At 57.3% G+C, this 16,849-nt stretch carries 12 protein-coding genes and 2 tRNA genes; 4 read left to right on the top strand and 10 right to left on the bottom strand.

Going from position 1 to position 16,849, the window contains the following annotated elements; genetic code table 11:
- Positions 1–69: 69 nt before the first annotated feature.
- Genes LPC22_RS07960 through LPC22_RS07950 form a run of 3 tightly spaced genes read right to left on the bottom strand, consistent with a single transcriptional unit; the run spans position 70 to position 2,802 of the window.
- Positions 70–1,521, bottom strand: coding sequence for an ABC transporter ATP-binding protein (locus tag LPC22_RS07960; protein WP_229133424.1), 1,452 nt, complete (start codon positions 1,519–1,521; stop codon positions 70–72).
- Positions 1,499–2,197 carry an energy-coupling factor transporter transmembrane component T gene (locus tag LPC22_RS07955; protein ID WP_229133423.1) on the bottom strand — a complete coding sequence of 233 codons (699 nt, stop codon included), beginning with the start codon at positions 2,195–2,197 and terminating at the stop codon, positions 1,499–1,501. Before LPC22_RS07955 ends, LPC22_RS07960 begins: the two co-directional genes overlap by 23 nt.
- Positions 2,194–2,802, bottom strand: coding sequence for an MptD family putative ECF transporter S component (locus LPC22_RS07950; RefSeq protein ID WP_101431750.1), 609 nt, complete (start codon positions 2,800–2,802; stop codon positions 2,194–2,196). The genes LPC22_RS07955 and LPC22_RS07950 overlap by 4 nt, the downstream gene beginning before the upstream one ends.
- 229 nt (positions 2,803–3,031) lie before the next feature.
- On the opposite strand from LPC22_RS07950, the gene LPC22_RS07945 reads away from it, so the two are divergent.
- Both LPC22_RS07945 and LPC22_RS07940 read left to right on the top strand, forming a co-directional pair.
- A complete protein-coding gene (locus tag LPC22_RS07945) occupies positions 3,032–5,047 on the top strand; it encodes an ATP-binding cassette domain-containing protein (RefSeq protein WP_229133422.1) in 2,016 nt (671 codons plus the stop codon).
- Positions 5,031–6,794, top strand: coding sequence for an amino acid ABC transporter ATP-binding/permease protein (locus tag LPC22_RS07940; protein WP_229133421.1), 1,764 nt, complete (start codon positions 5,031–5,033; stop codon positions 6,792–6,794). The genes LPC22_RS07945 and LPC22_RS07940 overlap by 17 nt, the downstream gene beginning before the upstream one ends.
- Positions 6,795–7,682: 888 nt before the next feature.
- Here the strand turns inward: LPC22_RS07940 and LPC22_RS07930 are convergent.
- The 7 genes from LPC22_RS07930 to LPC22_RS07900 all read right to left on the bottom strand — a co-directional run bounded on the left by LPC22_RS07930 (position 7,683) and on the right by LPC22_RS07900 (position 14,889).
- A complete protein-coding gene (locus tag LPC22_RS07930) occupies positions 7,683–8,861 on the bottom strand; it encodes a restriction endonuclease subunit S (protein ID WP_229133419.1) in 1,179 nt (392 codons plus the stop codon).
- A gap of 6 nt (positions 8,862–8,867) precedes the next feature.
- Positions 8,868–9,059 carry a hypothetical protein gene (locus LPC22_RS07925; protein ID WP_229133418.1) on the bottom strand — a complete coding sequence of 64 codons (192 nt, stop codon included), beginning with the start codon at positions 9,057–9,059 and terminating at the stop codon, positions 8,868–8,870.
- 479 nt (positions 9,060–9,538) lie between these two features.
- Positions 9,539–11,113 (bottom strand): type I restriction-modification system subunit M, encoded by a 1,575-nt coding sequence (locus LPC22_RS07920; protein ID WP_229133417.1) that lies wholly within the window; start codon positions 11,111–11,113, stop codon positions 9,539–9,541.
- Between the two features lie 5 nt (positions 11,114–11,118).
- Positions 11,119–14,031, bottom strand: coding sequence for a type I restriction endonuclease subunit R (locus LPC22_RS07915; protein WP_229133416.1), 2,913 nt, complete (start codon positions 14,029–14,031; stop codon positions 11,119–11,121).
- A gap of 20 nt (positions 14,032–14,051) precedes the next feature.
- Positions 14,052–14,300 (bottom strand): hypothetical protein, encoded by a 249-nt coding sequence (locus LPC22_RS07910; RefSeq protein ID WP_229133415.1) that lies wholly within the window; start codon positions 14,298–14,300, stop codon positions 14,052–14,054.
- Between the two features lie 404 nt (positions 14,301–14,704).
- A tRNA-Ala gene (locus LPC22_RS07905) sits at positions 14,705–14,777 on the bottom strand.
- Between the two features lie 38 nt (positions 14,778–14,815).
- Positions 14,816–14,889, bottom strand: a tRNA-Ile gene (locus LPC22_RS07900).
- A gap of 104 nt (positions 14,890–14,993) precedes the next feature.
- Between LPC22_RS07900 and LPC22_RS07895 the strand changes: the two genes are divergently transcribed.
- Positions 14,994–15,602 (top strand): M48 family metallopeptidase, encoded by a 609-nt coding sequence (locus LPC22_RS07895; protein WP_229133414.1) that lies wholly within the window; start codon positions 14,994–14,996, stop codon positions 15,600–15,602.
- 479 nt (positions 15,603–16,081) lie between these two features.
- The gene (locus LPC22_RS07890) at positions 16,082–16,849 is read left to right on the top strand and encodes an SDR family oxidoreductase (protein ID WP_229133413.1); all 768 of its coding nucleotides are present in this window, start codon (positions 16,082–16,084) and stop codon (positions 16,847–16,849) included.

The raw sequence follows: 16,849 nt of genomic DNA, 5'->3' as shown, positions 1-16,849 counted from the left end.
GGCCCGGGGCACAGGAGAACCGCCTGCCGGGTGGCGACATGTTCACCGACCCTGCAAGGGTTCAGAGGCTCAGAGGGCTTGCAGGAGGTTGCCTAGTTTGCGGCTGTCCCTGACCGGTCTGCCCTGACGGAAGGTGATGAACCGCTGGCAGGTCTGAGCCAGGAATTCCTGGTCGTGCGAGATGACGATCACCATGACCCCTAGGGAGCGCATGTAGCGGATCATCCCGGTCACCTGGTTCATGTGGAGCAGGTCCAGGCCGCTGGTGGGCTCGTCCAGAACTACCAGGCGTTTACCTGACAGTATGGCGGCCGCGATGGCCACCCGCTGCTTCTCTCCGCCGGAGAGGGTGTTGGGATGTCGGCCCAGGAGCCTCTCCAGGTCCAGCTTTCGCGCCACCTCATCGAAGAGGTCGGTTCGCTTGGCCCCAAGGAGCATTTCGCCTTCGACGGTCTCGCTGAAGAGTTGGTAGTTGACATCCTGGAAGACCATGTAGGAATCCTCGACGCGTTCCCTGGCTGTCTGCTTGGCTCCGTTCAGGCTGATCTCCGACCTGTCACCAGGCTTAAGCAGTCCGGTCAGGACCGAGGCGAAGGTGCTTTTGCCGGCTCCGTTACGGCCGATGATGCCGGTGACGTCCTCGCTGGACAGGGTCAGATCGTCCACATTTAGGGCAGGAGCCTGGTCGTGGTGGTAGGCATAGGTCAGATTCCTGACCCGGAGCAGGTCGGGAGTCTTCTCGGTGGTTACCCTGGCAGGCGCACTCGCCTCCTCGTCCGCATCCAGGTTCAGGGCCCGCAGTCCCCTGGCCTGACGACTTGGGCCATCCAGTCCCCTCATGGCGGCCGGAGACAGATGCTCTGCCAGCCTGCCGTCCTTCATGATAAGGAAGTCGTCGGCCAGCCCGTCCAGGTAGTAGAGGCGGTGCTCGATCAGCACCATGGTCAAGCCTCGGTCCTTCAAGCGGCCCAAGATCTGCGCCAGGCTGGCCACCGCTTCAACATCCAGATTGCCGGAGGGCTCGTCCAGGACCAGGATCTGCGGGTCCATCATGCAGGAGGAGGCGATGGCGATCATCTGCTTTTCGCCCCCGGACAGGGAAAAGATGTCCCGATCCAAGAGCTGGGTGATGCCAAAGAGGTCGGCCACCTGGTCTATACGCTCCCGGATGGCCTCCGGCTGAACCCCTGTGTTCTCTAGGGGGAAGGCCAGTTCGCTGCGGACGTCGGTGGTGAAGAACTGGGTTTTGGGGTTCTGGAAGACCGATCCCACCTGCTCCGAAAGCCGGTAGATAGGCCGGGCCGTGGTGGGTTCGCCCCCGATCAGGCACTCTCCCTCAAGCTTGCCCTCGTAGAGTTCGGGAATCAGGCCGTTGATGACCCTGGACAGGGTGGTCTTGCCGCATCCGCTCGGTCCGGTGACCACGGTCAGCCTACCCTGTCCCATCCGGCAGGAGACCTCCTTGAGGGATGGCTGGCTGGCGTCCTCGTAGGTGAAGCTAAGCCTGGAACATTGCAACATAGGCTCCACATCCCATAAGGACCAGGCCCAGGGCGCACATGAGCGCATCCAGTCTGGTGAAGGCAATCCGTTGGATGGAGGTCTTGGGACCGGGGTCGCCAATCCCCCTGGTCAGGGCTGCTGAGGTCAGGTCGGAGGCCACGTTGGTGGCGTTGTTGAGCAGGGGAACGTAGATGTACTCCATGGTTCGCATCGGGTGCCGGACCATGTCGCCGGTGGTGACCGCGATCCCTCTGAATTTCATGGCCCGTCTGATTTGGGCATAGTCGTGCCTGACGGTCGGGAAGAATCGGAAGAGGACGCTGACGGGGATGACCAGCCACTGGGGTGCGTGGATCTTGCGCAGCAGATAGACCAGCTCCGAGACCTTGGTGGTGCCCATCATGAAGGCCGCCACCAGTACCAAGGGGAGGACCCTGCCCACGCCGACGAAGAGGAAGAGCAGGTAATGCCCCGGCAGATTCTCGGGAAAGACCATGGCCAGGGAGGCGCCCGCGGCGAAGACCAGACAGACCAGAAGCCAGGCCTGGCCCTTCCTGACCCTGCCCACGATGACCTGGAAGCTGCAGAAGTAGATGTTGATGGCCAGGACCAGGGGGGTGGGGAGGGTGACGAAAATCAGGGCGTTGGCGAAAATGACCAGCAGGAATCTGGTGTAGATGGAGATGGGCCTCATTGCTTGGCGGGTATCCGGTTGAAATGCCTGTCGACGATCCTAGCGCCTATCCATGCCCCGAGCAGGGCGCCGACCAGGGTGGCCAGAATGCAGACCAGGAAGGTGGCTCCGGTGATGGGCGCGAAGACCCCGTTGATGTACTCCTGGCTCTTGCCGCGGCGGACCAGGCTGGCCACGTAGGCATCCTTCATGAACCAGAGTGGAAGCACGGGGCCGGTGCAGCCGAAGGTGAGGATGACGTAGCTCAGGTAGCGGGCCAGGTTGGGACGGCTCTCCCTGAGCGAGGACTGGACGAGATCAGCCAGCAGGCCGCAGAAGGCGTATGGGATGAAGGAGAGGGCGAAGTGGCCGAAGACCAGCAGGAAGAGGCCCATGATGACGCCGACGATGGTGATGGCCCCGAACCTTGGCACGCGGCGGATCATCAGCATGTAGACCGGACCGGAGACCAGCCCTACCACAGCAGGGATGAAGAGGGAGGACAGGCCGGGCATGACCAGTCCCGCCAGGAAGACGGTGATGAAGTTGCCGACCGCCATGCTGACGAAGTAGAGGGCCGTGAAAATGCCGACGTTGACCAGGTCTTTTGTCTTCAGTGCTTTCATAAAGGATCGCTCCCATCCGGGTGGCGGTCGCTCGGCCCTAGGCCATATCCGCCGATTTCAGGTTGTGCCGTCAAGTTTAGGAGGGCCAGGAGGGAAAGTAAATGATATTTTTTTATATCTCTTGCCAGCTCTTGCCAGGGCTTCACAATAAGGGTATTGCCTGGCGAGAGAGGATTTTGTTAGTGTCCACTGAGAGGGGCGTATCAGAAAGGCGGCACGGAGGACAGGCATGATCAGCAAGCGACTACTTCATCTACCGGGAGCCAGGATGGGCGCCAGCCTCCTGCTGGCCCTCCTGCAGACGATCGGCGTGCTGGCGGAGGTGCTCCTCCTGCCGGTAGCCATCGCGGCCGTGGGCCGTTCCCTTGGTCTGGCTGTTCCTCATGCCCTTGCCTGGGTGCCGGGTCGGCCCGGACCCCTAGCGGTCTCGATAGGCGGGCTGATCCTGGTTCGGTTCCTGACCCAGGCGGTCGCCAGGTTCGTCAGCGCCCGGCTGGCTGATGGGATGGGCAAGGCGCTCTCCCAGGCCCTCTACCTATCCGTGTTCGACCCCAACAGGCAGGAGGACGACCTGGGCGTTCCGGCGCAGACCCTGGCCAGGCTTTCTACCGAGGGGGTCAAGTCGGTCGTCTCCTACTTCACGGCCTACATTCCGGCCCTGGTCCAGACCGCCCTGATGCTGGTCGTGACCCTGGCCGTCCTCCTGCCGTTCAGCCCGCTGGCTGCGGTGATCGTTGTGATCGGCATGGTGGCCCTACCCCTGGCTTCCAAGCCCACTATGGGCGAGAACATCAAGGTACAGCTGGGTCAACTACGCAAGTACGACAAGGTCGGCGTCCACTTCGAACATGCCCTGAGGGGGCTCAACACCTTGAGGATCTTCGGGGCAGACCAGCGGCAGGCCGACGATCTGGCCGAGGAGTCCGAGGGGTTCCGCCGGATAACCATGGGAGTCCTGGCCGGGCAGCTGCGCTCGCTGATTAAGGCCGACGTGGTCATTTACACCAGCCTCATCCTGGCGGTCGTTGCCACCGTCCTGATCGGGCAGGGCAGGCCCTCACGAGTACTGTCCTGCCTGGTCGTTGCTTTGGCTGGGGTCCGGCTCTTCGCCCCTGAGCGGCAGTTGGTCTACATGATGCATTCCGGCATGGTCGCCATCAAGCAGGGCAAGGCCATCGACGATATTTTCCAAGCGCGGCAGGAGAGCGACGGGGAGTCGTCGGCTGCAGGTGCGACTCCTGAATCAAGCAAGAAAGTGGCCTCGGAAAGTGCTCCGGCAACGATTCCGGAAGCCTCTGAGGAAGCGGCTCCGGAAGCGAGTCTTGAAGCATCTGAGAAAGCAGCTCGGGAGTCTGACCCGGAATCCGCATCTGAACCTGCTCTGAAACCTGCTTCGGATGTTGTCCGAATTCCTGCATCTGGTTCTGCCGATGCGATAAGACAGAATACTGCTTCGGCACAATCAGGCTCGGAGCAGGCAGATCAGGCGGATATGTCTAACGACGATTCGCCGGGCATCCGCGCTCGCAATCTGACCTACACCTATCCTGGCGGCTTCCAGGCCCTGACTGACCTGAACTTTGACCTGCCAGCCAAGGGGCATGTGGGCTTAGTCGGTGCCTCCGGCTCCGGCAAGAGCACCCTGGCGGGTCTGCTGTCCGGGCGCCTTCAGGGGTATACCGGAGAGCTGACCATTGGCGGGCGCCAGATCAGCGACCTGTCACGTAAGGACCTGGTCGGCCTGCAGACCGTGGTTCGGGGAACCGATCACCTCTTTACCGGGACCGTCAGGTCGAATCTCGATCCGGCTGGGCTGGGCTACTCGGATTGGGAGCTGCAGGATGCACTAGATCAGGTCGGCCTAACTGGTCTTGTCCAAAGCAAGGGCGGGCTGGACGCTCCTATCGACCCCGAGGGTGGCAACCTTTCCGGAGGACAGCGGCAGCGTCTGTCCATTGCCCGCGGGCTCCTGCGGCGTTCTCCTCTCTACATCTTCGACGAGGCAACCAGCGCCGTGGATCGCGAGCATGATGCTACCTTGGCTGCTCTGATGGATGCGCTGGGCAAGGAGTCCCTGGTCCTGACCATCACCCACCGCCTGGCCGGGGTCCGCAATGCCGATTTCATTCTCTTCCTGCAGGGAGGTCGTCTGGCGGAGAGCGGCGGCTTCCGCGAACTGATGGATGCCGGAGGCGGATTCGCGGCCCAGTGGAAGGAGCAGGCACAGTATGAGGACGGGGAGTGACGACATGCAGCAGCAGACGACGAGCAACCTGGCGATGATGCGCCGCATGGCCCGGCTGATGAAGCCTCTGGCTGGTACGGAAGGCAAGGCCATCCTCTGCGGCAGCCTAGGCCATCTTTTTGCTGTCTGGAGCATGATGGCTGCCGCTGCGGCCCTGATCGGTCTGGTCATGGACTGGCCGCCGCTGAATGGCCAGTGGGTCGTCTGGGCTCTGGTAGCGGTTCTGACCGCTCTCAGCCGGGGTGTTATGGCCTATGGGGAGCAGTATTACAACCACGAGATGGCCTTCAGCATGCTTCGTGACATCCGCACGACGGTCTTCGATAAGATGCGGTCCCTGGCCCCGGCTGGCCTGCGGGACCAGGCGCGCGGAGACATGGTGACGGTGATCACCAACGACATCGAGTTGCTGGAGATTTTCTACGCCCACACCCTTTCACCCATCGCCATCGCTCTAGTGACCTCCTTGGCCAACCTGGCCCTGCTCACCTGGCTCTCGCCCTGGATGGGCCTGGCCGCCGTGATCTCCTACCTGATCGTCGGTCTGCTCATCCCCATCCTGAGCGCAAGACCCACCTTCAAGGTAGCCATGCAGGAGCGGACGGCCCAAGCCAACCTGCATTCCCTTCTTCTGGAGACCCTGCAGGGCCGCACCGAACTGGCGGGGTTGGGCGCTTTGGGGAACACTCGCCGTCGGGTGGGAGCCGCTACGGACCAGATGCTGGATGCCCGTGGGCGTACTTCTGGGCGGACTATCGCCAACGATATGGTCACCAACGTGGTCACTCTGATCTGCGCTGGAGTCTTCACGTTGATGGCTTGCTACCTAGGCTCGACGGGGTTGGTGGATCCTGCCCGGGGAATGATCGGACTGGTCGGCTTCCTCTCTTCCTTCGCTCCCTTGATACCTGTGGCTCGGCTAGGCGCTGGCCTGCAGCCCACTCTGGCTGCTGCCCGACGGGTTTTCTCGCTTTTGGACAAGAAGCCGCCTGTACGTGAGGTGGAATCAGGTCATGGGAATCCCCTGACGGAGTTCACTGGAGAGGAGGCCAAGGCGGTTTCCTTCTCCTACGCCGGCAAGACTGACCCGGATAAGGACGACCCAGGTGAACATGGCGGCCGGACTTCGGTTTTGGACGGTCTGGATCTCTCCATCAAGTCTGGCGAGCTGGTCGGCATCCAAGGGGCCAACGGGGTTGGCAAGTCCACCTTGATCGACCTGCTGATGAGGTTCCAGGAGCGCAGTGGTGGGGATCTGACCGTTTCCGGCCTGCCGATCGAGACCATTCGCACTGCAGACCTGCGTGCCCAGCAGACTCTGGTGAGTCAAGATACCTATATATTTAGCCTTACTTTGGCGGACAATATCGCCTTGGCTCGGCCTGATGCCAGCAGAGAGGATATTGAGCAGGCAGCTCATGATGCCTGCCTGGATGATCTGATCGACCAGCTACCCGACGGCTTGGATCATCTGCTTGCTGACAACGGCTCGGACCTGTCCGAGGGGCAGCGGCAACGAGTGGCCCTGGCTCGCGCCTTTTTGAGCTCGGCGCCATTCATGCTTTTGGATGAGCCGACAAGCAACATGGATGCCCTCCTCGAAGGCCGGGTTCTGACTAGGCTGATCGAGCGGAAGGGCGACCGTACCTGTCTGATCGTCTCCCATCGTCCCTCGGTCCTTGCCAGGGTTGACCGTCTGCTGACGCTGCAGGATGGAAGGCTTGTTTCTGCCCGAGCTTCCGCATAAAGAATGAGATGCAATTTATTATGTCGGTTCGAATAGCTGCTCGCAGCTATGATGCTATCAACACAATTCAAACCGGCATTGGCACATTTAATGAAAGATTCTGGGCGTGGATTCTTTCTGCCGACTCCGCAAATGTAGATGCGGCTCTTGAGCAACTTATTCAGCGTTTTGACATCCCTCGTCGCACGCGGCCCTTCGGCGTTCAGCTCGTCAGCTATCGCGTGCATCGACCTTCTTGCTGCGTGTTTGTCGAACATCTGCCTTACGAAGAGTGACGTGTCAGTGTCCACGACGTACTTCTTTGTCGCCCTGTTTAACCCCGTGCCTGAGCAGCTTGTGCCTATTGTACAGTGCGTGCTTGGCGTTGTAGTTCATGTCCCTCTGGAAGTTCTACAACAGCTGCCAGCTGTAGTATCTCGCCATTGGTGTCTATCAGGTCCTCGATGAGCATGCTCTCGGGAAAACCTGTCGAGATGTTCTTCGCAGCAGGTGTATTTCGCTGTCCGCCTCGCATACGGTTTTCTTGGCCATCGCCAACACGTACTTGTCATAGCCCAGACCGTCTGCCTTCCACATGATTAGCATATGAGGCCGGATTTCGCAATCACCGACAGCGTCAGCTGAGACACTGGACAGGCGTCCGTGTTGCCAGATATGGCCGCATTCTCATACATTCCTCACGATGTTAACCCGCTGGTATCTGCCTACGCGTGGGCAGGCTACTTCTGTTGCTCGATGCCTACCTCGTTCTATGAGAGCGACGAGAACGGGTAGTGGGCGACGGCGAGACTGTTGTCTTTCAGCTCGGTTTTCTCCTAGCGTGCCATAATTATTCAATCTCCCCCTTGATAGAGCCCGCCGTTACGATGACGACGGGCTTGACTGAATCTATACAAACATCTGCTGAAGCAGGCCCTTTTTCAGCTCCTGCCACTTTGCCAGCTCGGCTTTCGCCTTAACGATAACGTCGTTAATTGACGACAGACAGTCGGCAATCTTGCGCTGTTCGGGCAGAGAAGGCAGGATCAGCGGCATGTGCATTATATGAGCCTTATCCCCACGTGGCATCTTTGAACCTTTGGCAGCACTCATGACATAAGCGACAAATGAATCAGAAGCAATCACGCAATGTAAGTAGTCGCTTTCAACATTCGTTGGATGAAAAACGAGCACGTCTGTACTGCAAACACCATTGCAGTTAGCCTTCCATGCTTTCTTGAGATACGGGCGAATATTCGACATCAACGTGTCGCCTTCAAAATACAACGAACCTGAAGCCTCTGCTTCGGGGTTGTCAATAGCAATTCCCTCAAAATCTTTAAGCATGTTCTCTGTACCAACGTAGTGAGCGCCGATACCTCGCTGCCGCCCGTATTCGCAAATTTCCCCTAGCTTCTTCTTCTCCCAATCAGGGAAATCAGACCCGTCATCAGCCTTGAACCTGACCTCCTGACTGAACAGCTTCTGCATAACGCCCTTCTTGCGCTGTTCCCATGCATTCACCTCGGCCTGCTGGGCAGCGATAACTCTGTCGACGGTCGAGAGCAAATCGGCAATCTTGTGCTGCTCGGGGAGAGAGGGAACAGCAAACGAATAGGATGCATATTCGGTTGCGTTAATTCCCGGTTGACCAGATCTCATCGAAGTCGTCTTAACCCATTTCCAATACTTATCAGTAAGCGTTTGGGAATACACAAAGTAGTCGTCCGAACTTGAAAGCACATGCGCTTTAATCAAAAAGCCCGCATAAAACAATTTGCCGTCTTTTGAATGATACAGATAAGACTTGCCTGTACTTGCACCAGTCCTTGCCAGTAAAATATCCCCGTTTCCAACAATATATTTATCGTCAAGTTTACCCTCTGGCGAAACAACATCGTCAGACAAATATGCATGCGTTTCGTCGTCAATATCAGTAATGCGGATATAACGATTTTCGCCATCAAACCTCGTTGCAGCCGCATTCATTCCGTATGTCAAAGGCGCACAAAGTTCTCCCAGTGTCTTCTCTTCCCAATCAGGAAAATCGGACCCATCATCAGCCTTAAAACGCAATACTGGTTCCATATCACTTCACCTCCTAATAAACTCAAACAATCGATGAATGGGATTCATCATACTTGGTGCTGCGCTTGCCACAGCAGGCACCGTGTCGATAGTCGTCGCCACATTCTCCGCCATGTATACCGCGTCGTCCTTCTTCTCTGATGCTGCAATCTGCGATTCCAGCGCAACCAGTGATTCATCAAGCTTCTTGCCATGCACCTACATCGCAGTTGTATTCTCGTGAACGGCTGCAACAAACTCGCGAATAATATCGTTTGCCGAGTCGTCGAGCGTCGCGAGGTCTTTGAGCTACTTTAGCCCTGAGAACGTAATCGCAGGGGCGTCAATAGTGCCTTCCAATAATCCACGTCCAGCAAAATCATGAACTCGGCTGCGCGTTCGCCGCATGATTACATCTTGCTCCGCCAACAAACACACCTTCAAACGTCTCCGTATATCCGCTCGTCATAAATAAAGAGGGCAGATTCACCTCAGCGATGCGCACCGTAACGCCATCATGCCCTTCGAAAGCCTGTGCATCGTGCTCAGAAACAGAGTCTTCTCCTGTTCTGGCGACGTCGAATACCAACTATCGGTCACGGCGGACGAAATACAGGCGTTGTTCTCGTCTTCCCTCAAGTGATAGTTGTAAATCGCACGCTTCCAAGGTCAGTCTTCTGCTTTCTTTTCCACCATAGTCATATTCCCAGCTGCCGCAGCATCGACTCCACCTTGTCGGCAGAGGCCTTCTTCTCGCCCTCGATACGCTTGATGTCATCTCGTACGGCCTCGAGGTCGACGGGCTCTTCCTCCTCGTACGTATCCACGTAACGCGGGATGTTGAGGTTCCAGTCGTTTGCCTCGATCTCTGCCATATCCGCCACATGGGCGAACTTCTCGATGTCCTCGCGCATCGTGTAGGCGTTCACGATCTTCTTGATGTGCTCGTCCTCAAGCGTGTTCTGGTTCTTGCCGGGCTTGAACTCCTTGCTCGCGTCGATGAACAGCACGTTGCTACTATTGCCGTTGCGCTTGGACTTCAGTACGAGCAGGCACACGGGGATGGACGTGCCGTGGAACAGGTTTGGTGCGAGGCCGATGACGGCATCGAGGCGGTTCAGGTCCTTGACGATGTACTTGCGGATGACCGCCTCGGCACCGCCGCGGAACAGCACGCCAAGAGGTAGCAGGACCGCCACACGTCCGTCGTCATCGTCCATGTGGTAAATCATGTGCTCGACGAAGACATAGTCGGCATAGGACTTCGGTGGTAGCTTTCCCGCGCCTGAATATCTCGGGTCATCAAGCAGGGCTGGGTTGCGGTCATATTGCAACGAGTATGGCGGGTTGCAGACCTGCACCGTCATCTTCACGTCGCCATACTTATCCTCGCGCAGCGTGTCACCCTTGTAGATGTCGAAGTTCTGGTAATCCACACCGTGCATCAGCATGTTCATACGCGCAAGGTTGTACGTGGTGGCATTTTTCTCCTGCCCGTAGAAATGACCGACACGTCCGGTCGTGAGGTGCTTCTGCACTTCGAGCAGCATGGACGCTGAGCCGCATGTGCAGTCGCCCACTGTCTTCGCCTCGTCCAAGCCGACGGTCGCCAACGTCGCCACCAGCTTCGACGGTCCCGTTGGCGTGAAGAACTCGCCGCTCTTCTTGCCGGCGTCCGAGGCGAACAGCCCGATGAGGATCATGTATGCCGTGCCCAGCACGTCGAACTGCGAATCGGACAGCTTGAAATCAATCTTGCTGATTTTCACGATGACCTTGGCGATGAGTGCCGTACGATCGGCCACGGTGTCGCCTAAGTCGGGGTCTTGCAACTTCATATCGTTAAACAATCCGGAGAACGCCGCCTCGGACTCCTGACCCATCGTGGAACCCATCAGCTCGTTCACCGCACGCTCGTAGTCTTCGATGCTGAACTTGTCGCTGTCATCCGTAGGATGGACAATCTTGCGAACCAGTTCGCTGAACAGATTCTTAGGCTTGATGATGTAGCCCAGATGCTCGATGGACCACTGCTCGACGATAGGGCGGTAATTCGCATCGGCGAACGCCTGCTCGTAGCTCAGGCCGTCCTCCTTCAGGATTTCCTGCATGTACTCCTCGGTGCGCTCCGACAGGTAGCTGTAGAAAATCGTCCCGAGGATGTAGTTACGGAACTTGGTGGAGTCCATGTTTCCGCGCAAATCGTTCGCGATGGCCCAGAGCTTCTGGGACAGCTCGTTCGCCTGCGCCTGATGCTTTGTGGAATCAATCATGCCGCTTACTCTCCTTCTGCCCGAAAGCGGTTGTAGGTGTCGATGACGAATCGCTTGATGATATTCGTCATCGACGTGATCTCCAGAAGTCCCTTACCATATGCGGTCAGCTTCTTGCGGACGGCCTCCTCAGAGAAGTTCCCGTTGAAGGTGTACTCCGAGAAGATGTCCTGTACGTCCGTCGCCTCAAGACCGTTTTCATGGGCGAACGTCTTGATCTCGGCCTTGAGGCTCTCGCACTCGAACTGCTCGTAAGCCTGCTGTACGTCGGCGTCTTCCGGCAAGTCGTAGAAGCGAGTTCGGATGAACGCCTCCATGATGTCCTTCTTTGCACGTAGGGCGTCGTTGTCCGAACGCTCGATCTCCCGCATCACAAGGTCGATGTCGCGATCGAGGTTCGCTTCGCTTTTGCGGGCTTTGTGCGCCGACTTCAGCAAGCTTAGGATGTACATCACGTTGATACGGTCGGTACGGACTAGCTCCACGTCGAAATCCACGTCGACGGGCACGGGGACCTTCGGGTTGCGTTTCTTCGACTCGTCGTAATAATACAAATACCAGCTTTTGAAGCCCTCGTATTCCTCCTCGCCGAGAGCCACGGCTAAATCCGCCCACTCGAACTTGCCGAACGTCTTCAGCGTCGCTAGTGTGCCCGAAAGCGAGCGGAACGCGAGGATGAACTGGCGGATGTCATCCTCGCTCTGAAGCTGCCCTGCGTCGTCCACGGTCTGTGCGATTTTGCGGAGGACGGGCACCTGATTCATCCACTTGTTCATGTAATACTCATAGCTTTCGAGCAGATACTCGTTCGGGTCACCATCGCCGGAGAACAGCCGCAGGGCATCGTCCTGCGCACGCTTGATATTGCGATAGGAAACAATCTGTCCGAACTGCTTCGTCACCTTGTCAACTCGGTTTGTACGACTGTACGCCTGTACCAGCGTGTGCCAGATGAGATTCTTGTCCAAATAAAGAGTGTTCAACGGCTTCGCGTCGAATCCCGTCAGCATCATATTGACCACCAGCAGGATGTCTACCTGCGGCAGATCCTTCTGCTTCATGCGGCGCGTGATGTCCTTGCGGTATGCATCGAAGGAATCCAGCCCGAATGCCGTGCCGAACATCGCGTTGTAGTCATTCATGCAGCGCTCCAGCAACTCCTGCGAGTGCTCGTCGCCGCCCTCGTCCATGTCGCCGTTGGGTTGATACGTGAAGATGGCGGCCACGCGATATCGCTTGTCGTCGTCTCTCATCTCATTCAGCGACTTGAAAGCGTCGTAGTACTTGCCCAGCGTCTTGATGGTGTCCACTGCGAACAGCGCCGTGTACACATCCTTGCCCTGCGGGTGGGCATGCTGCTCGTGATGCTCAAAGATGTCCTCGGCCACCAAGCGTATACGCTCGTCGTTGTGATACAGCGACTCTAAATTTAAGTTGTGGCGCCGGCAATAATCAGGGTCGCTCAGCTGCTCGGGATCGATGCCATTCGCAGCAACATGCTTGGCGAAAATCGTACGCTGGTACTCGACCGAGAAGCGCAACACGTTTCCGTCCGCAATCGCGTCTTTAATCATGTAGCGATGCAGACAGGCATCCAACTTGGGCCCAGCGTAGAACACATCGGCGGTCGTCTTGCCATCCCTGCCGCGATTTGCCTCGAAAATGGGCGTGCCCGTAAAGCCGATATAGTTCGCATTGTTGAAATGGCGCTTGATGTCTCCGTGCATCTTGCCAAACTGGCTGCGATGGCACTCGTCGATGATAAACACAACCTTCTTGTCACGGTACGAATCCATCAGCGACTCATATCGCTTGTTTTTGACGGCGTTCGCCATCTTCTGAATCGTCGTCACAATGAGCTTGTGGTCGTCCTGCTTCAGCTGCCTGACCAGTACGGCGGTGGAATCGGAGCCGTCCACGCAGTCTTTCTCAAACGAGTTGTACTCGTCCACGGTCTGGTCGTCGAGATCCTTACGGTCAATCAGGAAGATGACCTTGTCCACCCTCGGCTCGTCACGCAGAAGCTGAGCTAGCTTAAACGAAGTCAGCGTTTTGCCCGAGCCTGTGCATGCAAAGACATAGCCGTTCTTGTTGGAATCCAGCACGCGGCGCTTCGCGGCCTTCACCGCGTAAATCTGATACGGGCGCATGACCATCAGGATAGGTTCAGTGGTCTTGATGACCATGTATTTGTCGAGCATCTCCGTAAGCGTCGAGCGACGCAGGAACTCTGTCGTAAACTCGTCCAACTTGTTTATTCGCGTGTTCTTATCGTCCGTCCAGAAGAACACGAGGCTCTTCAGAATCGGGTTGTAGGAGCCGCCGTCCATCTCGTTCTCATTGCAGAAGTACTTTGTCTGCACGGAATTCGACACCACGAACAGCTGTAAATAATGAAACAGCCCCTTGAACGAGAACTTGCGATAGCGGTTAATCTGGTTAATAGCCTCGTTGATTTCGACGCCGGGGCGCTTCAGCTCGATTTGCACCGTCGGCAGGCCGTTGATGAGAATCGTCACGTCGTAGCGGTTCTTATAGACGACATCGCCCTTGTGCGCCTTGTCCATCGTTACCTGATGCGTCACCTGATAGATGTTCCGATCGATGTCGGAGCTGAAGAAATCCAGATACACGGTCTTCCCGTTATCCAGCGTCAGTACGTACTTGTCGCGAATGATTTTTGCGGACTCGTAGACGGTGTGGTTGTTGACATGAATCATCACGCGTCCGAACTCAGCATCTGAGAACGTTGCCTTGCCCTTCGCCTCGGTCAGCTTCTCAGCATTGAATGCTGCGAGTTGCTTGCGAAAATTCGCCACAACGTCGTCGTAGTTATGCATCTGGATAAACTCATAACCGATCTTCTCGAGCTTGTCGATGAACAGATTCTCGGCATCGTATTCGGAGACATGTACCATCTGTTTGTTCCCCTCCCTGCTTACCACTCGTGGTTCGCGATGTACTCGTCAGCCGCCAGACGGAAGAACGCGCTTAGGCTCAGTCCGTGGGTCTTCGCGACAGCTGTCAGGCGCTCCTTGTTGCTTTTCGTCATGGACACGAGCGATGTGACACGCGTTTCGCACGCCGTGGTTCCAGCGAACGCGCCGGCTTCTTTCAAGCTGTGCTTCTTGGCGGCATTAGTCTCGAATGCGTCGAGCATAACCGTTACATCCTGCTTCTTGGCCATATGCAGCCTCCTCTTTGCCGCCTCGCATTAGATACTCATTATCTAACAAGTAACTAATGAGTATCTCATCTCAGTCTTGTTCTACTTCAGCTTTACCCGCTCGAACAGCAGACCAGCGGGCGTTCTCGCCTTGGCGCACATCGTACGTACAGTCCTGGCTGCTTGGCCATGGCCGTCCACGGCAACGGCGGAGCGTTTGAACCCTGTGCCTGCGGTTGCCTCGGACTGCGGCAGCATGACGAGATGTTACGTGCCGAAGGGCTGAAAATAGCTTAAAACGGCAAATTTAGGCCTTCTAGGCCATCAGAACGGAAAAGGAGAGTCTACATTGCGCTCTTTAATCTATAAACAAGCTCGAACTTGTTTCTGAAGAAGATTAGTCCAACGCTTCCTATTTTGTTTTGTGGAGCTAGCCGGATTCGAACCGGCGACCCTCTGCTTGCAAAGCAGATGCGCTACCAGCTGCGCCATAGCCCCGTGAATGTGTAAAGAACTTCAACCGCGCGAGAAATGCGTGGGCCTGGGAGGACTTGAACCTCCGACCTCATCCTTATCAGGGATGCGCTCTAACCAGCTGAGCTACAGGCCCATGCCGTGTGACCGAAGAATCACACAAATGGATAGCTTACCATAGTGTCCCCTCAAGTCAATCTCGGCAGCGTCGCGTCGCGTCTTGGCGGAAGAATGGTGGTCATGAGGCGGAAACGGCGTATGGAACCAGTCCGGTCGGAGCAGCTAGAGGTCGGTGGTGAGACGGTTCTGGTCATCAGGAAGCGGATCGCCAACGTCTATCTGCGGGTTAAGCCGCCTGACGGCCATCTGGAAGTGACAGCGCCTCTAAAGTTGGGCGATGACCAGATTCGCGCCTTTATCGACGGCAAGCACCGCTGGATCGCAACCACTCGAGAACGTCTGGCCCGCTCACGCGATGTCTACGCCAAACCTGAAGCCGATGGTCAGCTGCAAGCAGGACGATCCGAGGCTGAAGCCAAGAGAATTCTCCACGAGAGGCTGCCGACTCTGCTTGATCGGTGGGTCCCCGTGGTGGGTCGCCGACCCGAGCGCATCAGTCTGCGGAAGATGAAAACCCGCTGGGGCTCCTGCACCCCCGCCACTGCCAGCATCCGGCTCAACACCGACCTGGCTTGGCTGGATCCGGATCTGTTGGAGTATGTGTTGGTTCATGAGCTTACCCACCTCTGCGAGCATGGCCACGGCCCCGCCTTCCGCGCGCGGATGGATCACTATATGCCTGACTGGACCGAGCGCCGTCGTCGACTCAACCGCTATCTGGCTCTGTGACCTCCGAAGCTTCGACATCTGAAGTCATGATCTCCAGAGTCATGATTTTGGGAGCTATGAACTCGGCGTGATTTCTGAACTTGCGCACTGCGAGCTAGTAAATTATGAACCCACCGCATCATTCGTACTGATGAGTTCCGAATCGGAACCCCTGCTAGGCCATCTCGTACGAAGCAGGATTGGTTTTTGACGCGTCCTTTCGATCCTGATCTAACCTGACTTGCGGCCTGATTCAGCCCGATCTGACTTTGATCTATTCTGACTCAACTAATCTGCCTTTAATTCGTTCCGACCCTACTCAAGGCTGGTTTAATGCGCCACATTTGTTATAGAAGACCGAAGAGAGTCTGCCACAGCCCATGCTGGTGCGCTAGCGTTAAAGAAGAAGGGCGATCCTGCAGCAGCTAGGCAGGCTCCCTGCGGCCCGGAGGCTAGTGTGGAGCCGATTCGGGGCAATTGATCATGAAGGAGCAGATAAAATGGCGGAATCCAAGAAGACAACCAAGCGTGCTGTGGTTACCGGTGCCTCCAGTGGCATCGGCCAGGCTAGTGTGCGGGCCTTGGTGGACAAGGGCTGGAAGGTGGTAGGCCTGGCCCGGCGCGAAGACAATCTCAAGGCCCTGGCTGATCAACTGGGTCAGAATTTCACCTATGAGGTCTGCGATGTGACCGACGAGGACTCCACCCAGGCGGCCGTCGATGCCGTGCTCAAGGGCGGTCCGGTCAAGGCTCTGGTCAACTGCGCCGGCGCGGCCTTCGGCAAGGACCCGGTGGCTACCTCCAGCCTGGACGACTGGCGCGGCATGTACGAGCTGAACGTCATCGGCACTCTGCGGGTCATCCAGAAGTTACTCCCGGCCCTGAAAGAGTCGGAGGGCACGGTCCTGGTCATCTCCTCCACGGCAGGCATCGAGCCCTACGAGGGCGGCGGCGGATACTGCGCCTCCAAGGCGGCGGAACGGGTCATGGCCCGCATTCTGCGGCTGGAGCTGATCGGCGAGCCAGTGCGCGTGGTCGATATCGCCCCGGGCCTGGTCCATACCGACGAGTTCTCCCTGAAGCGGTTTGGCGGCGATAGCGACCGGGCTGACGCGGTCTATGCCGGAGTGCCTGATCCGCTGACCGCCGACGACATCGCAGGATGTGTCACTTGGGCCCTGGAGCAGCCCGACACTGTGGACATCGACCAGATTGTGGTTCGTCCCCGTGCCGAGGGCTCATACACCAAGCTTTACCGTCGCAGCTGA

The organism is Bifidobacterium mizhiense (genome assembly GCF_020884755.1).
In the GTDB taxonomy this organism is placed as follows: domain Bacteria; phylum Actinomycetota; class Actinomycetes; order Actinomycetales; family Bifidobacteriaceae; genus Bombiscardovia; species Bombiscardovia mizhiensis.
The sequence above is the reverse complement of the archived record's forward strand: the minus strand, read 5'-3'. Positions and strand labels throughout refer to the sequence as shown.

What these genes read in the sequence shown, in the direction of transcription:
- LPC22_RS07960 (WP_229133424.1), bottom strand. Translation starts at nt 1,521, where the DNA reads ATGTTGCAATGTTCCAGGCTTAGCTTCACCTACGAGGACGCCAGCCAG.
- LPC22_RS07955 (WP_229133423.1), bottom strand. Translation starts at nt 2,197, where the DNA reads ATGAGGCCCATCTCCATCTACACCAGATTCCTGCTGGTCATTTTCGCC.
- LPC22_RS07950 (WP_101431750.1), bottom strand. Translation starts at nt 2,802, where the DNA reads ATGAAAGCACTGAAGACAAAAGACCTGGTCAACGTCGGCATTTTCACG.
- LPC22_RS07945 (WP_229133422.1), top strand. Translation starts at nt 3,032, where the DNA reads ATGATCAGCAAGCGACTACTTCATCTACCGGGAGCCAGGATGGGCGCC.
- LPC22_RS07940 (WP_229133421.1), top strand. Translation starts at nt 5,031, where the DNA reads ATGAGGACGGGGAGTGACGACATGCAGCAGCAGACGACGAGCAACCTG.
- LPC22_RS07930 (WP_229133419.1), bottom strand. Translation starts at nt 8,861, where the DNA reads ATGGAACCAGTATTGCGTTTTAAGGCTGATGATGGGTCCGATTTTCCT.
- LPC22_RS07920 (WP_229133417.1), bottom strand. Translation starts at nt 11,113, where the DNA reads ATGATTGATTCCACAAAGCATCAGGCGCAGGCGAACGAGCTGTCCCAG.
- LPC22_RS07915 (WP_229133416.1), bottom strand. Translation starts at nt 14,031, where the DNA reads ATGGTACATGTCTCCGAATACGATGCCGAGAATCTGTTCATCGACAAG.
- LPC22_RS07910 (WP_229133415.1), bottom strand. Translation starts at nt 14,300, where the DNA reads ATGGCCAAGAAGCAGGATGTAACGGTTATGCTCGACGCATTCGAGACT.
- LPC22_RS07895 (WP_229133414.1), top strand. Translation starts at nt 14,994, where the DNA reads ATGAGGCGGAAACGGCGTATGGAACCAGTCCGGTCGGAGCAGCTAGAG.
- LPC22_RS07890 (WP_229133413.1), top strand. Translation starts at nt 16,082, where the DNA reads ATGGCGGAATCCAAGAAGACAACCAAGCGTGCTGTGGTTACCGGTGCC.